Below are 16,490 nucleotides of genomic sequence, written 5' to 3' on the forward strand. Positions count from 1 at the left end.
TTTCTACTCTTTTTGACCAAGCATCTCTATACTTACGCTGTTGTCTTTAATAAATTTTGAAATAATTGCAGAGTGGTTGTGCTCATAAGGTTTAAGATAAACAATCCTAACAACTCCGCTTGCTATAATGTTTTTGCTGCATTCGCTGCATGGTTCAAGCGTTACATATATCGTTGAACCCTCTATTGAGATCCCTTTTCTTGCCGCCCAGATGATAGCATTCATCTCTGCATGTATCTCGTATGTTTTCGACCACTCATGATGTTCTGAAGTATACTCTGAGTCCCAATGTTCACGGCAGTTTATATAGCCTGCAGGCGTGCCGTTGTAGCCAGTACTTAAGATTCTTCCCTCTTTTACGATAACGGCACCGACTTGCTTAGAGACGCACTTTGAAGCGCTAGCTATCTCTCTGGCTATATTTATAAAATTTTCATCGCTTAGCATTACTCAACTTCTCTAAGGATTTTAATATCTGCGTTGCCCCTTAGCCTCGCAAAATAGTCGCTTAAAACCTGCTCCCTTTTCTGTCCCATTATCATGTTTTTAATCTGCTCTTTAACATCTTCATAGCCGGTTTTGCTCGGTTTTTGAATCTCTTTGACGTAAAATGTGACAAAAGAGCCCTTGTTGTTCATGATAACAGGGGTAAATGTATTCACATCAGCTTTTTCCAAAAGCCCTGCAAGTTCAGGAGAAATTCTATTATACGGGAGAGTTTGCTGCTCTGTTTTTATCTCATTTGAGTGAAACACAGGAGTGTTTATCTTTTTTTGAAGAAGCTCTCTATTTTTTGAGGTGTAAGTCGTAGCAACGAAAGCTATTGGACGTAAAAACTCATCTTTATGAAGTTTATAATACTCTTTCATCTCATCTTCACTCGGAGACTCTGCAGATGAGTAGGCTATCGATGAGTAAAGCTTTTGTGAGAGAAGTTTCTCTTTTGTCTTCTCTTTCAACTCTGCAGAACTAAGTCCGTTTGAGTTTCTCACAGCCTCATAAAACTCATCTATGCTCATCTTGTTTGCAGCTGCCACTCTTTTGATATCATCATAAACTTCGGCGCTCGCAACGCTTATTTTTCGCTCTTCTATCTCAGCAACTTCTAACTTTTTTCGTATCAAAATATCAATTGCCGTAGCCGAATCGACATTCGACATGTGCATCTCCTCTTTAACATCACGAAGAGTAATTGCTTCACCCTTTACAACCACGCTGACCCCATTTATTAGCTCCGCACTAAGCAGTGCGCCAAAAAAAAGAGATAAAAATATTTTATACATCTGTCATCCTGTAAATTAAAAGGAGTATTTTACCCGCTTTTAACAAATGATAGCCTAAAATTCCATAACTATTTACCAAAGGCTTTTTATGGTTGTCACTCGTTTTGCTCCAAGTCCTACGGGCTATTTACATATCGGCGGTTTAAGAACAGCTCTTTTTTCCTATCTTTGGGCAAGAAGACATAACGGGAAATTTCTTCTTCGCATCGAAGATACCGATAAAGCAAGAAATTCACAGGAAGCGGCAGAGGCAATTGTCAATGCGTTTCATTGGCTTGGCTTGGAGCATGACGGCGAGATAATCTACCAATCTCAAAGAGATGAGATATACGCAAAATATATCAATCAGCTCTTAGAAGAGGGCAAAGCCTACAGATGCTACATGTCAAAAGAGGAGCTCTCGGAACTTAGAGAGACGCAGAGCGCAAACAAAGAGCGTACAAAGTATGACGGCAAATATCGTGATTTTAAAGGCACTCCTCCCGAGGGCGTTAAACCAGTTATCCGCATAAAAGCACCTCTTAGCGGAGATATCATCGTACGAGACGGCGTTAAGGGCGACATTGTTTTTAGAGCTGAAGATATTTTAGATGATTTTGTAATCGCCAGAGCCGACGGCTCTCCTACATACAACTTTGTCGTAGCGGTTGATGACCATCTTATGGGAGTCACCGAGATTATACGCGGGGACGACCATCTCTCAAATACACCAAAACAGATTATTATTTATGAAGCACTCGGATTTGATATGCCGAATTTTCATCATGTTCCGATGATTCACAATTCAGAGGGGAAAAAACTCTCCAAACGTGACGGCGCGACAGACGTTATGGCGTACAAAGAGATGGGATATACTCCCGAAGCACTTTTGAACTTTTTAGTACGTCTTGGATGGAGCCATGGGGATCAAGAGATTTTTTCCATGGATGAGATGAGAGAGCTTTTTGACCCTAAAAACATCAACAAGTCGGCATCTATCTACAACACCGAAAAACTTGACTGGCTAAACTCCCACTATATCAAAAATGCTCCAAACAGCGAGCTAGCAAAGCTTCTTGAACAGTATGGTCTGCTGCTTGCCTCCCATGACAAAAAAGAGATCTTGCTAGATGCCATAAAAGAGCGCGCAAAGACTCTAAAAGAGATGGCAGCCCTTGTCTATGAGGTTATTACCACTCCGACTTATTATGAGCAAACAGCCGTAGAAAAAGCGCTTAAAGGCAATGCGCTGGAAATTTTAAATATTTTCGGTGCAAAAGTATCTGCCGCAAAAGAGCTTCATCTTCCAAGCGATTATCACCATCTTATGCAAGAAGTGGTTGATGAGATGGGGATAGGCTTTGGAAAAATCGGTCAGCCTTTGCGCGTGGCACTTTTGGGCAAAATGAGCGGTCCGGGACTTGATAGCGTTATGGCGATAATCGGCAGAGACGAGACGATGCTGCGCATCACAAACGCTATTGCCAAGCACTCATAAAAAATGAAGAGGATTTTAATCCTTCACGGCTGGGGCGGGAGTGATTTTCCGCACTGGCAGAGTTGGTTGGCATCTGAGATTGCAAAAGATTATGGCTGTGTCAGTTTTTTAAACTTTAGTAACATTGACTTTCCAAACAAAGATGAGTGGTTAGTTGAGTTAACCAAAGAACTGGACGATTTTAAACCAGATATCGTTGTTTGCCACTCACTGGCAAATATACTCTGGTTTCATCTCTGCAATGAGTGCAAAATAGAGGAGATAGAAAATCTTTTTCTTGTTGCTCCTCCAAGTTTGGAGTGCAGCATAGAGGAGCTTGAGAGCTTTTTTCCATGCAGTGTTCCTAAAAAACTTTATGCAAAAAAGCAGATGCTTATTACCTCGACTAACGATCCTTACATGTCACAAGATGAAGCTATAGAACTTCAAAAAACACTCGGTATAGAGATGAAAGTTTTAGAAAACGCAGGACATATAAACAGAGACAGCGGTTACGGCGAATGGCGATGGATACTAGAAGAGATAAAAAACACACAATAATCTGCCGCTTTGTACAGCAAGCTTCAGTGCCTTAGCAGCTAGCGCAGTATAAAGGGACTTTGTTCCTTTATACGTAATAAAATAAAAAAAAGAGTCTTATGATACAACTAATAAACATCTCAAAGAGTTTCGGCAAACAGGAGCTTTTTAGCAATCTTAACTTTAAACTAAACTCAGGCAACAAAGTAGGTTTAGTAGGCCGTAACGGAAGCGGAAAATCAACGCTTTTTAAGCTTATACTGCGTGAAGATACTCCCGATAGCGGCGAAGTAGTTATACCAAAAGGGTATAAAATAGGTGCCCTAAAACAGCATCTTGTCTTTACCGAGACCACGCTAAGAGAAGAGGCGGCGTTAGCGCTTGAAGAGGAAATGAAGTATGATATCTACCGCGTAGAGAAGATTTTATTTGGTTTGGGTTTTACGCAAGAAGATTTAGAAAAAGACCCGCTCTCCTTCTCTGGCGGTTATCAAATCCGCATAAATCTTGCAAAACTTTTAGTAACTGAACCGAACCTGCTGCTTCTTGATGAGCCTACAAACTACCTCGACATCCTCTCACTTAGATGGCTGAAGAGTTTTTTAAAAGCATTTCAGGGTGAGGTAATTCTTGTTACTCACGACAGAGATTTTATGGACGCCGTCACTACTCATACCATGGGGATTGTACGCAGAAATCTAAGAGTTATTGCCGGAGATACGCACAAATACTACGAGCAACTCCAAGCCAATGATGAGCTGCACGAGAAACAGAAGATAGCGCAGGATAAGAAAGTAAAAGAGCTTGAGGATTTTATTGCAAAAAACAAAGCACGTGCTTCAACCGCCGCTCTTGCACAGTCGAAAGTAAAACAGCTTGAGAAGATGGATCTGCTTCAAGATTTAGGGTACGACTCATCTTTGGAATTTGATTTTAACTACAAAGATACTCCGGCAAAAGTTCTGCTTGATGTTAAAAATCTAAGTTTCGGATATACGCTTGAGAACATTCTTTTTAAAAATATCTCTTTCGTGCTTGAGAAGGGCGAGTGTCTTGGGATTATCGGAAAAAACGGTAAAGGTAAATCAACCCTGCTAAATACAATTGCAGGAGAGTTAAAGCCGCTTAGCGGTGAGGTTCATATGCACACAAGCACAGCATTTGCGCACTTCGGGCAGACAAATATCGCAAGACTGCATCCAAACAGTAGCGTCTTGGACGAGATTCACTCCGCCAACACGAAACTCTCCGCGCAAAATATTCGCTCTATTGCGGGTTCTATGATGTTTAGCGGAGATAGTGCAGATAAAAAAGTCTCTCTTCTCTCAGGCGGCGAAAAAAGCCGTGTCATGCTAGGGCAAATTTTAGCTCGTGATGTAAACCTCCTCTTTTTGGATGAGCCTACAAACCACCTAGACATGGACTCCATAGAAGCACTGACGGTAGCAATCCAAAACTTCAAAGGCTCCGTAATCGTCGTAACCCACTCCGAAGAGCTGCTACGCCGTACATGTGACAGGCTTATCATATTTACAAAAAACGGTGCAGAGTATTTTGACGGAGGGTATGACCTGTTCTTAGAAAAAATGGGCTGGGAAGAGGAAGAGAATGAAGAGAAGGGCAAGCAAAAGCCCAAAACAAACTTTAAAAATAGCAAAAAAGCAAAAGCTGACCTAATTAGAGACAAAAACAAACTAATTTCGCCGATGAGAAAAAAGATTGACAAACTTGAAGCCTCTATCATAAAGAGCGAAGAGACTTTAGCTTCTCATCAAAAAAAGCTTCTTGAGGCAACAACAAAAGGTGACAGTTTTAAAATTATAGAGTTTTCAAAACTAGTCTCTTTAGAGCAAAAAGAGGTTGAGAAGATGTTTGAACTCTTAGAGATTTTACAAAATGAATTTGATGAGATTACAAACGACTACGACAAAAAGATAGCAGAAGTTGAGTAGTCGCAACAGAAGACTTTTTAATTTATGCTAGCATATAAAATATATTTAACTAAAACAACAGGGTTCAAAGCGTGACAAATTGCAATCACTCCCTAGCGCCATTAAGAAACGGTTTCGTCTATAACAGAGCAACCATCTCGTTAGCAGTTCTATTCTCGCTTCTAGTCGGAGCTATTATTTGGAATGCCGCAAATAAATACTACCATTTTCTCGCAACAGAAAAGTTCGAGGCTGCCGTAAATGAAAATATAGAGAGCATCAACAAACGAATGCTAAAGTACGAAACGCTCCTTCATAGCGGAATAGCCTTATTTCACGTCCATGGCGGAATAGGCTTGTTTCACGCAAGCGAAAGTATAACTCGCAAAGAGTGGCATGACTTTGTAGAAAAGTTAAATCTTAAAAATAATTACCCAGGTGTCCAAGGTATCGGTTTTTCAAAGATGATTGACCCCTCAGAAGTGGCGCAAATAGAAGAGGAGATGAGAAAGGACGGATTTAAATCATTCTCCATCAAACCATTAGGCAAACGTGGACAATACAGCTCTATACTCTACCTTGAGCCTATGGATAAGCGAAACAGAGCGGCGATTGGATACGACATGTTTTCAGAACCGGTTCGAAGAGCTGCGATGGAGAGGGCAAGAGACACCGCAAAGGCATCTATATCCAAAAAAGTAATCCTTGTTCAGGAGATTGATGAAGACGTGCAGGCAGGAATGTTGATGTATCTTCCTTTATACAAAAAAGGGGCAAAGACCCAAAGCGTAGATGAGAGACGAAAAGCTCTTGTAGGCTTTGTATACAGTCCTTTTCGTATGAACGACCTTATGAATAAAATCGTTTTAAAATCATCAATTTTAAACTTTGAAATATATGACGGTGAGGATACCTCTGAAGAACATCTGCTTTATAGGTCGTTCAAACCAAACTCATACAGATCAAAATTCAATACCGAAAAAAGTGTTGAGCTGAATAATGCAACGTGGCGCATACGCTTCTCAAGCACAAAGGAGTTTGACAACTCTGCAGATGTAATCTATCCTCTCTTGATGACGGCGGCAGGTTTAGTTGTACAGTTTTTACTGCTTTTTATTATCTTAATGCTCTTTAAAAGCAGATATATTCTCAAAATACAAACTCAGGAGCTGACAAGGCTCTACCAAGCGGTTGAGCAGAGTCCAAGCGGCATCATAATTACAAATCTTGATGGAAATATAGAGTATGTAAACGAAGCCTTTAGTGAAATTACAGGTTATGCAAAAAATGAGGCTATAGGCAAAAACCCGCGCTTCTTACAGTCCGGTAAAACAGACCCAAAAGTATATGATGACATGTGGGAGAGCATAAAGCTTGGGAAAACATGGCATGGGGAGTTTGTAAACAAAAGCAAAAACGGCATAGAGTACATTGAGGGGGTAAAGGCGGCACCTATTTTTAAAGCCGATGGAACAATCTCTCACTATATGGCAATAAAAGAGGATATTACCGACAGAAAACGCGCAGAAGAGCGTATCCACTTTCTTGCTAGCTTTGACTCTCTTACCGGGCTTCCAAACAGATATCAGCTTGAGGAGCGTCTCGACTATGCCTTAAGGATGGCAAAACGTAACAGCGAGAAGTTGAGCATTCTCTTTTTGGATCTGGATCTTTTCAAAGAGGCAAACGATACACTCGGACATGATGCCGGCGATGCTCTGCTTATTGAACTTGCAAAAAGATTTAATGCTGTTTTACGCGAAGTAGACACAGTTTCACGCGTTGGCGGCGATGAGTTTATATTTCTGCTGCCAAATACGCCCCCTTCCGGCGCTTCACATATAGCCGAAAAACTTCTTAAAGTAAGCGATACACCGTGTGAATTCAACAGAAGTGAAATGCATGTAACAGCCTCAATAGGCATTGCAATCTATCCTAAGGACGGGCTTGACCGACAGACACTGTTTAAAAATGCTGATACGGCAATGTATGAGGCAAAAGAGAACGGAAGAAACAGATACCGTTTCTTTAACAAAGAGAATTAAATCAGCTCTCAACTCTTTTTATAAGCTCTTTGATACTCTCGCTCTCTCTTTGAGTTGTAAGCACAAAACTGCACTCGTCTGCATAGAGCTTCTTTAACATCTTCTGCGCATTTGAAATATTATCGACAAGAAATATAAGCAAAAAAGAGCTCTCTCCCCAGCGAATCAGCATATCGTCTTGTCTGATAATGCTCTTAAAATAATCAGCTAAATCTCTCAGAGCTAATTCATCATTTTTGTCTGTTTTTATTAAAATCGCACTGACTATTTTTTTGCTAAATTGTGCAGCATCCTGATAACTTTGTGTAACCTGCAAAAAGTAGTTCTTGGCATAAGCACCGCTCCCTTTGTCGATATTTGTATTGTTTTCAATCATAATACGTTTTATAAGAGTCTGCGTAATATCCTCAAGTACCACAACAACATACTCCTCTATCTTCTCAACTTGAACACCAAAAGCATGCGGCTCATAACTTGGCGTCATCATGCTCACAACACGCTCCATCTCTGGGAGTTTTAGGATTGCGTCAAACCAGACGCTTGCGTCTTTAATCTTATCTTTGTGAAAATAGTGCGGATGGGGAACGAAATTATCGACAAAGAGACCAAAGCTTGATTTGTACTCATCAAGTGATGAGACTGAAAAAAACTTCTCAAATGCTTTGTTTATCAGAACAGGCTCGCCGTTATTAAAAACAGCAATCAAATCATTTTGCGAATCAGCAATACTTTTTATAATAGCTAAACTTGTCTCTTCTCTCATAAATAGCTCCTCATCTGCTAACTCCACTCCTCTATCTTGGAGAAAATCTCCATCTGTGTCAAGTATAGCCTTACATCAAACTCCACCTGATGGTAGGAGGGCTGCATATACTCGCATAGAGAGTAAAACGCTCTGTTATGCTCTTTTGCTTTAAAATGGGAGAGCTCATGCACCACTATCATCTCCAAAAATTCCAAAGGCGCACTTTTAAACATAGAAGCGATGCGTATCTCGTTTTTGCTCTTTAGTTTTGCACCCTGAACCCTTGAGATAAAGTGATGCGTTCCAAGAGCATTGTGAATAACGTTTATCTTACCGTCATAAAGAACTTTGCTTAGAGTCGGCGCATTTTTTATGTAGCTGTTTTTAATGTCGTTTATATAGGCAAAAAGCGCTTTATCCGTTTTAATTGCATGTGCAGTTGGATACTTGTTCTTAAGATGAAGTGCAAGTTTATTCTCTCTTATCAGCTCCTGCACTTGCATCTTTATATCCTGCGGATAGTGACTTATATATTTTAGAGAATCCAAACTGAAAACTTCTTCCCTTTGATTTTTCCACTTTTAAGCTTATCATGTGCCTCATCAACTTTGAGAGCTTCTATGGCAACATAACTCTGTCTGTCGTAGATATCTATCTTTCCTATAACATCGCCGCTTAGTCCCGCTTCACCGGTGAGTGCACCGAGAATATCTCCCGCGCGTACTTTATCTTTTTTGCCGCCCTCGATGACAAGCGTTATGTTCTGCGGCTTCATCTCAAAGCCGTTTACTGCTTTTAAAGTGTCGGCAGATTCAAAAAGACGGCTCTCCTTTCTATACTCATCCGCCTTGTCCGATTCATAAGCACTAAAAAGGGTAAAAGCCAGCCCCTCTTCTCCCGCGCGAGCTGTTCTGCCTATGCGGTGCGTGTATATCTCTTCGCTATGGGGCAAGTCGTAATTCACAACCATTGAGAGCTCTTTGATGTCAAGTCCGCGTGCCGCGACATCTGTTGCCACTAACACCCTACAGCTTTTGTTAGCAAATTGCACCAACACATCGTTTCTCTCATACTGCTCCAAATCCCCATGAATAGCCAGCGCATCGATTCTGTTTTTCTGCAAAGTCTGGGCAATCTCTTGAACCTCCGCCTTTGTGTTAGCAAACACTATAACGTTATCTGGCTTGAAATTACTCAAAATATTTATAAGCACTTCTATCTTCTGTGAGTTTTGCACCTCGTAAAATCGCTCTATAATCTTGTTGGCAACTTCGGTAGAAGTGGTTTTTATATTTATGGCACTGTTTTGGATTGATGCGCTGATATCCATAATCTCATCCGTATATGTAGCCGAAAAGAGAAGCGTCTGTCTAGATTTTGGAACAAACTTTAAAACCTCGTTTATCTCCTCGCTAAAACCCATATCGAGCATTCTGTCCGCTTCATCCAAAACCAACATATCAACATCTTCAAGCGAGAGCGTCTCTTTTTTAAGATGCTTTAAAATGCGCCCCGGAGTACCTACAATGATATGCGCGCCATGACGAAGAGAGCCCAACTGTGGACCGAAAGCACTTCCGCCGCAAAGCGTCAGAATCTTTATATTGTGAGCGAATCTCGCAAGCATTCTAAGCTCACGTGCAACCTGATCTGCAAGCTCTCGTGTCGGGCAGAGCACCAAAGACTGGACTCTGAACTTTTTGACTTGAAGTTTGTGAAGCAGCCCGATACCAAAAGCCGCCGTTTTGCCGCTTCCCGTTTTTGCCTGAGCAATTACATCCCTGCCCTCAAGTATGTAAGGCAGGCTCTGCTCCTGAATCGGCGTCATCTCTTTATAACCTATTTCATTTAGGTTATGGAGCATCTCTTTGCTAAGAGGAAGGTTTGAAAAATCTCTTGTATCCATTAATGTATCTTCTTTACTCTGCCGACTTCACGGCTCATCAAACGAACTTTAATTCCATGTGGATGCGAAGATGATTTTGTCAAAATATCGCGGACTATGCCATCGGTAAGTTTCCCCGTCGCCTGATCCTCTTTGAGAACTATCGCTACGCTCATCCCGCTTCTAATCTCTGCTCTTTTTGTACCGTCCATAGGGGTATCCTCTGTTTCATATATGCAATTATATCTATTTTATGCGTTATGCTACAATACGGCAATAATTTGGAGAATATGTAAGATGTTTGAAGCCCTCTATGTAATAATAGGTTTGCTCTTTGGCGCACTTGGTGTCTGGATTACGGCTGTAATTAATTTAAAAAATTCTCTGCGTCATGAAGCTGAAAAATCAACCGCTCTCTTAAACAAAAACGCTGTCTTAGAGGAGCGTATTGATGGCATAAATGAGAAAAACAGAGAGAAATTTGAACTGCTAGAACAAAGCAGAGAGCAGATGAGACTGGAGTTTCAAGAACTTGCTCAAAAAATTCTAGAAAACAACTCACAGAAGTTCTCTTTGCAAAATCAAGAAAATATCTCCAAGATGATAGACCCCATGAGAGAGCAGTTCAGAGAGTTTAAAAAGCAGATTGATGATGTCTACATCAAAGAGGCGAAAGACCGCTCCATGCTTCAAGCCGAAATAAGAAGCATCAAAGAGATAAACCATCAGATGAGCAAAGATGCCAAAAACCTCACAAAAGCACTCAAAGGCGAGAGCAAAAAACAGGGAGTTTGGGGTGAGATGGTTCTAGAGAGCGTGCTTGAACACTCCGGTTTAAGGCTTGGAAAAGAGTATGAGAGAGAGGTCGCCCTAGAGCATGAGAGCGACGGCAGCCGTTACCGCCCCGATGTTGTGGTGCATCTTCCTGATGGCAGGGATATAATCATAGATGCCAAAACCTCTCTGGTTGCCTATGAACGCTATTCGTCGGATGAGGATGAGGAACAAAAAGAGCAATTTGTTATGGCACATGTGCTTTCTATGAAAAAGCATATAAAAGAGCTGAGTGAGAAGGATTACACAAATCTAAAGGGCATAAAAACACTCGATTTTATCTTTATGTTCGTGCCAATTGAGAGTGCGCTACTTATGGCGATGGAGTATGACGGCTCACTATTTGACCATGCTTTTAAAAGAAATGTTATTTTAGTAGGTCCTACAACCTTGATGGTATCGCTTCGTGCAGTTGAAAATAGCTGGAAATATGAACGCCAGCAAAAAAATGCACAGGAAATTGCACAACGTGCAGGGCTACTTTTTGACAAATTTGCTGGATTTATTGAGAGTGTCGAGAAACTCGGAAATCAGATAACAACCGTTCAAAAAACCTACGATGAGACCTTCTCTAAACTCCACTCAGGCAGCGGAAGCATTACAAGCCAGTTTCAAAAGTTGGAAAAACTCGGAGCGGCAAATAGCAAAAATCTGCCAGAACATATAACCGACAAGATTGAATATTAAAAGTTATAATTCACTTTAAAAATAAAAAAGGAGAAGACATGAAAGAAGAGGAAATTTTAGGCGATACTGTTGAGTTTTTGGATGAAGAGCTTAAAAAAGCTCTTGGAGCAATTCAAGATATCGCGGCAAAAGTGTACGAGGGGAAGCTTGACTCATATAAAGGATTTTTAGAGACAGAAAAATATAATAAAATCGTTCTTGAGATAGGAAATAAACTCAAAGAAAAAGGAATAGATGTAACACAAATAGAAGAGTATCAGGATTTCTAACTCTTCTTGCTCACCTTATAGATAAAACTAAACACCTCTGCAACAGCCCTATAAAGAGCTTCCGGAACCTCTTTGTCAAGCTCCACTTTTGAGAGCAGCTCTATGAGATCCTCATCCTTTCTGATGGGAAGATTGTGAAGTTCGGCGATTTTTATAATATTTTCCGCGCTTCTTCCCTCCCCTTTGGCAACTACTCTAGGAGCGTTCTCTCTATCTTTGTCATATCTGAGAGCTGCTGCTTTTTTCATACTTTTACCTCAAATCCCATATCAATCTCTTGCGGTGGCGTCTCATAGGATGAGATGGGACTTTTCTTTGGAGTATCAAAAATGCGTATCTCTCTTGGCGTAATTTGTGATTCAATCAAAGCAGAACGCAAAGAAGCGATACTCTCTTTTACAATCTCTTTAAACTCAGAACTATCCGAGTAGATGTGAATATTTATCTGATTCTCCTCATAAAGTGCGAGTTTTAACTTTAGCTCCCCATACTCTTTTAGTTTCAAATCTATATCGCAGTAAAAGACGCTGTTTTTATCTTTTTTAATGTTAATACTTCCCTCCTCAAGGCTATCCCATGAGAATGGAAGGTAGAGCGAGGAGGAGTTTGAGAGGTGGGAGAGCATCTGAAAGTAATCTATCTGAAGCAGCAGTTTGTCTACATGTTTTAAAATTTCTGCCTGATTTGGATGCGGTGATTTTGCCATCTCCTCGCCCGCCTTTAGTAAAACAGCTTTTAAATCTTGTGATAAAATCTCCTTGACACTCTCATCCGCCGAGAGCTTTTGCACAGCGCTAAAGTGGGAGAGTTTAGGAATGAGAGCTGCGGTCTCTTTCGAAAAGAGCGGGTCTGCTTTTGAGAGCTGTTTCTCAAAACCTTTAGTCGTTATGATGTCTGCACTTTTTAACTGCTCTGAGAGTTTTGAGACAATATTTTCAACGTCTTTTGCCAATAATGCCAAAACAGCTTTCTCGTTTTTGGGAGCCTGCAAAAGAGCGCTGTTTGATGCCTCTTTTAAAGTAGGTGTAGCCAACATCTCTTTTATATTTTGAGCAAGAAGTTTTACGCTTGGAATCTCGCTTTTTTCTATACTTTTTTTAAGCGAGATAAGGATGTTTTTAAGCTCGACCTGAGGATTTTGCGCATTTTTGAGTCTGGATTCTAAAAAAACACCCGAATTTTCAAGCTTCTGTTTTAAAAGAGGCTCACTAAGCTCTTTGATATCGACGAGAAACTTCTTTAAGGCGCTCTCAATGGGCAGTGGATTTTTTTCGCTCTTTAGCACATTTAAAAGCTCTTTTACGGTGTTTGAAACATTGCCCAAATCTTTTAGCGTTGGATTGTTTTTTGCAAGATTTAAAAGAGCTTTGTCGGACTCTGAGTTTTGAATGCTTCCTTTGAGCATGGAGTTTATAACGGACTTTAAATCTTTATCTTTTAAAATCGTCTCCATCTCTTTTGGTGTCGCCTCTTTTAAAACAACCGCCAACGCTCTGTTAGTGTTTGCAAGAGTAACGCCGAGCTGTTTGTTTGTAGATAGATTAATCATGTTAAAGTATATCATTTCTCAAATAAAAAGATGGAAATGGGTTTTTGAAGATAGTCTGAGTGGTCTCCCCACGAGGAATCGAACCTCGAGCTATCCCTTAGGAGGGGACTGCTTTATCCTATTAAGCGATGAGGAGAAATTATAAGAGTAGAATTCTAGCATTAAAAACTTTCATTTTGTAAATCAACGCTTCTTTTGATGCTATATAATTTTTATTCAAGTATAATTTCAAAAAATAATAAAAGGCTTTTTCATGGCAAAACAACCTTCACTTCTAGAGCAGTTTCGCTCCTTTTGTTTTCAAAACAAGCCACAAGAACTTGGTGGTGCAATAGAGTATTTCTCTGTTTTTGGCGGCATGAGCTGGAGCGTTGACTTGAGCAAATCGCTTGAAGAGTTGATAGAGAGCAAGGTTTTAAAAAACTACACCTATATTCACGGCGATATTACAAAACTTACACAAAGCGACAAAATTAGCCACTCCATATTAAGCGCTATCGCGGCAGGAGACGGCAAAGTTCACTCCGCACTAAAGCGGGCACGCATCTCAAGGGTTGAGGGAGAGGGAGCCATTGACAAACTCTGTGACAAAAATCTTCTAAAACGTGAGTACTCGCTTGAATCTCCGCCGATTGAAGATGATAAGGTAGATGAGAGACTAAACTTCAACACCCCTTTTATGCGCTTTTGGTTTGCTTTTGTCTCACCATACTTCAAAAGCATAAAAGATGGCGATTTCAAAGAAACAACAGAATCTTTTGCCAATCGCAAAAGCGATTTTTACGAACTTACTTTTAAAAAACTCTCCCATGAGCTTATAAAAAAGAGCCTCAAAGATGACCCGATTGTAGAGATTGGAAGCTATTGGGATAGAAATACGCAAATCGACATCTTAGCAAAGACAAAGTCGGGTAAAGTCGTTGCGGGAGTATGCAAATACTCCAACCAAAAAGCAAAAAAGAGTGAGCTGAGTAAGCTTCAAGAGCAGTGTCGCTTAGCCGAGCTAACGCCTAATATCTATGTTATAGTCTCCAAAGGGGGCTTTTCAAACGAGCTAAAAGCCTTAAAGGGCGAAGATGTAAAACTCTTTGCGCTGAAAAACTTTAAAACACTAATAGAAGATTTGAGCGAAAAAGATTTTATAGAGTGCGTAGGAAAAAAATATTAACAATTTAATAAATTTACTAACCAGAAAAACTGCTTTAAAAAAAGAACATGTAGAAAATATTTTAAAGCTTCTTGATGAGGGTGCTACTATCCCGTTTATCGCACGCTATCGCAAAGAGATGACGGGCGGAGCGGATGATGAAGTGCTCCGTGAATTTGAGACTCTGTTTCTTAGTGCCAAAAAACTCTTAGAGAGAAAAGAGGAGATTTTAAGGCTTATTGCCGAGAGAGCAACTCTGAGCGAAACAATCAAAAAAAGCATAGAAGATGCTGATAGTTTGCGTGTTTTAGAGGATATCTACCGTCCATATAAAGAGAAGAAAAATTCTCGTGCGGCAACTGCCATAGAGAATGGTCTCTCTCCTCTTGCAGATATTTTAGAAAAAGTGCGACTTAGCGAAGCCGAATTCAAAGCAAAGGCGAAAGAGTTTGTAAAAGGGGGTATCCCCTCCGTAGATGAAGCGGTGCAGGGTGCGCAGGATATTTTGGCAGAGCGTTATGCCGATATGCCTCGTGAGCGTGAGTCCATAAGAAACAACATGCTTCGCCATGGAGTTTTAGAGATTAAAAAGAGAAAAAACTTTGATGAAAACGGAACTTTTAAAAACTTTGCGGGTAAAAGTGAAAAAGTGGCTCACATGCCGTCTCACCGCTATCTTGCCATAATGCGCGGGGTTAAAGAAAAGGAGCTCTCCGTAAAGATAACTATCAATACTGATTACATTGAAGCAAATATAAAAGAGTACAAAATCCCCCGCAATGCTTCAAGTTCAAAAGAACTGCTTTTTGAAGCTTACAAAGATGGACTAAAGAGGCTTATGCTTCCTTCCCTTGAGAGAGAAGTTCAAGGAGAGTTAAAAGAGAGAGCCGACATAGCCGCAATTTCGGTCTTTGGAAAAAACCTAAATCAACTTCTTATGACTCCACCTGTTACAAAAAGAGTTATATTGGGCGTTGACCCTGCATTTAGAACGGGGTGTAAACTGGCCGTTATTGATGAAAACGGAAACTACCTTGAGTCATGCGTTATCTATCCGACAGAGCCTCAGAAGGATTATGAAAACTCCAAAAACAGAGTACTAACACTAACTTCCATATATAACATAACGGGTGTGGCTATCGGGAACGGAACAGGTTCAAGAGAGACGCAGGAGTTTTTTGCACGACTTAACAGGGATGAGAATGCGAAACTAAACTACACGGTCGTCTCAGAAGCAGGTGCATCCGTCTACTCCGCTTCAAAGATTGCTTCGCAGGAGTACCCGAATCTTGACGTAACCATAAGAGGCGCTATCTCTATCGCTCAAAGACTTCAAGACCCGATGGCTGCACTTGTTAAAATAGACCCGAAAAGTTTAGGTATCGGGCAGTATCAGCATGATGTAGACCAAAAACTTTTGGAGAAAAAACTGGGCGATGTTACGCAAGATCTCGTAAACCGCGTAGGAGTTGATATAAACTCCGCATCTCTCTCGCTTCTGGCTTACGTTGCAGGTATAGGTGTAAAAATAGCCCAAAATATAATCGCTTTTAGAGAAGAAAACGGGGCTTTTTACACAAAAGAGCAACTCTTGAAAGTAAAGGGTTTGGGCAAAAAAGCGTACGAGCAGGCCGTAGGATTTATCCGCATCAAAAACTCCAAAAATATTTTTGACAACAGCGGAATCCATCCTGAGAGTTACGAAGTTGCTAAAAAACTTCTCGCTATTGATTTGGCAACTGTTGATATCAAGTAAAAAGCAAAAGAGTTGGGCGTCGGAGAAGAGACGCTAAAAGATATCATCAAAGAGCTGCAAAAACCCGGTTTTGACCCAAGAGAAGAGTTGCCGCCCATCCCGTTTAAAGAGGGCATAACAGATATTAAAATGCTGAGTGTAGGAAGTTTTGTCTCTGGAGTTGTAAGAAATATTGCCGATTTTGGGGCATTTGTGGATATCGGGCTTAAAAATGACGGCATGATTCACATCTCAAAAATGAGCGCAACAAAAATTTCTCATCCGCTTGAGGTGCTCTCTCTAAACCAGTATCTGCCTCAAATCGAGGTTGTCTCAATAGATGAAGAGAGAGGGAAAGTGGGGCTTAGCCTTGTAGGCTAAGCT

The 16,490-nt window shown here is 40.7% G+C and carries 15 protein-coding genes, 1 tRNA gene and 1 pseudogene; 8 read left to right on the plus strand and 9 right to left on the minus strand.

Annotated elements, in window-relative coordinates; genetic code table 11:
* Window positions 1–3 precede the first annotated feature (3 nt).
* Together K0A91_RS04425 and K0A91_RS04430 are read right to left on the minus strand one after the other, a co-directional pair.
* The gene (locus K0A91_RS04425) at window positions 4–447 is read right to left on the minus strand and encodes a dCMP deaminase family protein (RefSeq protein WP_295008530.1); all 444 of its coding nucleotides are present in this window, start codon (window positions 445–447) and stop codon (window positions 4–6) included.
* On the minus strand, window positions 447–1,283 hold the full coding sequence (locus tag K0A91_RS04430) for a peptidylprolyl isomerase (RefSeq protein ID WP_295008531.1): 837 nt from the start codon (window positions 1,281–1,283) through the stop codon (window positions 447–449). Before K0A91_RS04430 ends, K0A91_RS04425 begins: the two co-directional genes overlap by 1 nt.
* A gap of 88 nt (window positions 1,284–1,371) precedes the next feature.
* Here K0A91_RS04430 and gltX point away from each other — a divergent pair, with 88 nt between their 5' ends.
* The 4 genes from gltX to K0A91_RS04450 all read left to right on the plus strand — a co-directional run bounded on the left by gltX (window position 1,372) and on the right by K0A91_RS04450 (window position 7,255).
* Window positions 1,372–2,760 carry a glutamate--tRNA ligase gene (gene gltX, locus K0A91_RS04435; RefSeq protein WP_295008532.1) on the plus strand — a complete coding sequence of 463 codons (1,389 nt, stop codon included), beginning with the start codon at window positions 1,372–1,374 and terminating at the stop codon, window positions 2,758–2,760.
* Window positions 2,761–2,763: 3 nt separating this feature from the next.
* Window positions 2,764–3,300 carry an alpha/beta hydrolase gene (locus K0A91_RS04440; RefSeq protein ID WP_295008533.1) on the plus strand — a complete coding sequence of 179 codons (537 nt, stop codon included), beginning with the start codon at window positions 2,764–2,766 and terminating at the stop codon, window positions 3,298–3,300.
* Between the two features lie 98 nt (window positions 3,301–3,398).
* A complete protein-coding gene (locus K0A91_RS04445; protein ID WP_295008534.1) occupies window positions 3,399–5,231 on the plus strand; it encodes an ATP-binding cassette domain-containing protein in 1,833 nt (610 codons plus the stop codon).
* Window positions 5,232–5,302: 71 nt separating this feature from the next.
* Window positions 5,303–7,255: a CHASE domain-containing protein gene (locus K0A91_RS04450; protein ID WP_295008536.1), complete on the plus strand. Its 1,953-nt coding sequence runs from the start codon at window positions 5,303–5,305 to the stop codon at window positions 7,253–7,255.
* Window position 7,256: 1 nt separating this feature from the next.
* On the opposite strand, the gene K0A91_RS04455 is transcribed toward K0A91_RS04450, so the two are convergent.
* From K0A91_RS04455 to K0A91_RS04470, 4 genes are read right to left on the minus strand one after another with little or no spacing between them, the layout of a single operon-like run.
* Window positions 7,257–8,018, minus strand: a complete 762-nt coding sequence (locus tag K0A91_RS04455; protein ID WP_295008538.1) for a hypothetical protein — start codon at window positions 8,016–8,018, stop codon at window positions 7,257–7,259.
* A gap of 17 nt (window positions 8,019–8,035) precedes the next feature.
* Entirely contained in the window at window positions 8,036–8,548 is a 513-nt protein-coding gene (locus K0A91_RS04460) for a YgjP-like metallopeptidase domain-containing protein (RefSeq protein ID WP_295008540.1), read from the minus strand.
* Window positions 8,536–9,906: an ATP-dependent RNA helicase DbpA gene (dbpA, locus tag K0A91_RS04465; protein WP_295008542.1), complete on the minus strand. Its 1,371-nt coding sequence runs from the start codon at window positions 9,904–9,906 to the stop codon at window positions 8,536–8,538. The genes K0A91_RS04460 and dbpA overlap by 13 nt, the downstream gene beginning before the upstream one ends.
* Window positions 9,906–10,097 carry a YwbE family protein gene (locus K0A91_RS04470; protein WP_295008544.1) on the minus strand — a complete coding sequence of 64 codons (192 nt, stop codon included), beginning with the start codon at window positions 10,095–10,097 and terminating at the stop codon, window positions 9,906–9,908. The genes dbpA and K0A91_RS04470 overlap by 1 nt, the downstream gene beginning before the upstream one ends.
* Before the next feature lie 85 nt (window positions 10,098–10,182).
* On the opposite strand from K0A91_RS04470, the gene K0A91_RS04475 reads away from it, so the two are divergent.
* Both K0A91_RS04475 and K0A91_RS04480 read left to right on the plus strand, forming a co-directional pair.
* Window positions 10,183–11,406 carry a DNA recombination protein RmuC gene (locus K0A91_RS04475; protein WP_295008546.1) on the plus strand — a complete coding sequence of 408 codons (1,224 nt, stop codon included), beginning with the start codon at window positions 10,183–10,185 and terminating at the stop codon, window positions 11,404–11,406.
* Window positions 11,407–11,444: 38 nt separating this feature from the next.
* On the plus strand, window positions 11,445–11,675 hold the full coding sequence (locus K0A91_RS04480) for a hypothetical protein (RefSeq protein ID WP_295008548.1): 231 nt from the start codon (window positions 11,445–11,447) through the stop codon (window positions 11,673–11,675).
* Here K0A91_RS04480 and K0A91_RS04485 read toward each other — a convergent pair.
* From K0A91_RS04485 to K0A91_RS04495, 3 genes are all read right to left on the minus strand, one after another.
* Window positions 11,672–11,923, minus strand: a complete 252-nt coding sequence (locus K0A91_RS04485) for an EscU/YscU/HrcU family type III secretion system export apparatus switch protein (protein ID WP_295008550.1) — start codon at window positions 11,921–11,923, stop codon at window positions 11,672–11,674. The genes K0A91_RS04480 and K0A91_RS04485 overlap by 4 nt on opposite strands.
* Window positions 11,920–13,224 carry a flagellar hook-length control protein FliK gene (locus tag K0A91_RS04490; protein WP_295008552.1) on the minus strand — a complete coding sequence of 435 codons (1,305 nt, stop codon included), beginning with the start codon at window positions 13,222–13,224 and terminating at the stop codon, window positions 11,920–11,922. Before K0A91_RS04490 ends, K0A91_RS04485 begins: the two co-directional genes overlap by 4 nt.
* A 60-nt stretch (window positions 13,225–13,284) precedes the next feature.
* Window positions 13,285–13,360: transfer RNA gene (locus K0A91_RS04495), tRNA-Arg, on the minus strand.
* Between the two features lie 117 nt (window positions 13,361–13,477).
* Between K0A91_RS04495 and K0A91_RS04500 the strand changes: the two genes are divergently transcribed.
* A complete protein-coding gene (locus tag K0A91_RS04500; protein WP_295008554.1) occupies window positions 13,478–14,392 on the plus strand; it encodes a DUF234 domain-containing protein in 915 nt (304 codons plus the stop codon).
* Window positions 14,388–16,487 (plus strand): annotated as a pseudogene (locus tag K0A91_RS04505) (Tex family protein). Before K0A91_RS04500 ends, K0A91_RS04505 begins: the two are co-directional and overlap by 5 nt.
* The last annotated feature ends 3 nt before the right edge of the window (window positions 16,488–16,490 follow it).

It is taken from the genome of Sulfurimonas sp. (assembly GCF_019429335.1).
GTDB lineage: Bacteria > Campylobacterota > Campylobacteria > Campylobacterales > Sulfurimonadaceae > Sulfurimonas.

What these genes read in the sequence shown, in the direction of transcription:
- K0A91_RS04425 (WP_295008530.1), bottom strand. Translation starts at nt 447, where the DNA reads ATGCTAAGCGATGAAAATTTTATAAATATAGCCAGAGAGATAGCTAGC.
- K0A91_RS04430 (WP_295008531.1), bottom strand. Translation starts at nt 1,283, where the DNA reads ATGTATAAAATATTTTTATCTCTTTTTTTTGGCGCACTGCTTAGTGCG.
- gltX (WP_295008532.1), top strand. Translation starts at nt 1,372, where the DNA reads ATGGTTGTCACTCGTTTTGCTCCAAGTCCTACGGGCTATTTACATATC.
- K0A91_RS04440 (WP_295008533.1), top strand. Translation starts at nt 2,764, where the DNA reads ATGAAGAGGATTTTAATCCTTCACGGCTGGGGCGGGAGTGATTTTCCG.
- K0A91_RS04445 (WP_295008534.1), top strand. Translation starts at nt 3,399, where the DNA reads ATGATACAACTAATAAACATCTCAAAGAGTTTCGGCAAACAGGAGCTT.
- K0A91_RS04455 (WP_295008538.1), bottom strand. Translation starts at nt 8,018, where the DNA reads ATGAGAGAAGAGACAAGTTTAGCTATTATAAAAAGTATTGCTGATTCG.
- dbpA (WP_295008542.1), bottom strand. Translation starts at nt 9,906, where the DNA reads ATGGATACAAGAGATTTTTCAAACCTTCCTCTTAGCAAAGAGATGCTC.
- K0A91_RS04470 (WP_295008544.1), bottom strand. Translation starts at nt 10,097, where the DNA reads ATGGACGGTACAAAAAGAGCAGAGATTAGAAGCGGGATGAGCGTAGCG.
- K0A91_RS04475 (WP_295008546.1), top strand. Translation starts at nt 10,183, where the DNA reads ATGTTTGAAGCCCTCTATGTAATAATAGGTTTGCTCTTTGGCGCACTT.
- K0A91_RS04480 (WP_295008548.1), top strand. Translation starts at nt 11,445, where the DNA reads ATGAAAGAAGAGGAAATTTTAGGCGATACTGTTGAGTTTTTGGATGAA.
- K0A91_RS04485 (WP_295008550.1), bottom strand. Translation starts at nt 11,923, where the DNA reads ATGAAAAAAGCAGCAGCTCTCAGATATGACAAAGATAGAGAGAACGCT.
- K0A91_RS04490 (WP_295008552.1), bottom strand. Translation starts at nt 13,224, where the DNA reads ATGATTAATCTATCTACAAACAAACAGCTCGGCGTTACTCTTGCAAAC.
- K0A91_RS04500 (WP_295008554.1), top strand. Translation starts at nt 13,478, where the DNA reads ATGGCAAAACAACCTTCACTTCTAGAGCAGTTTCGCTCCTTTTGTTTT.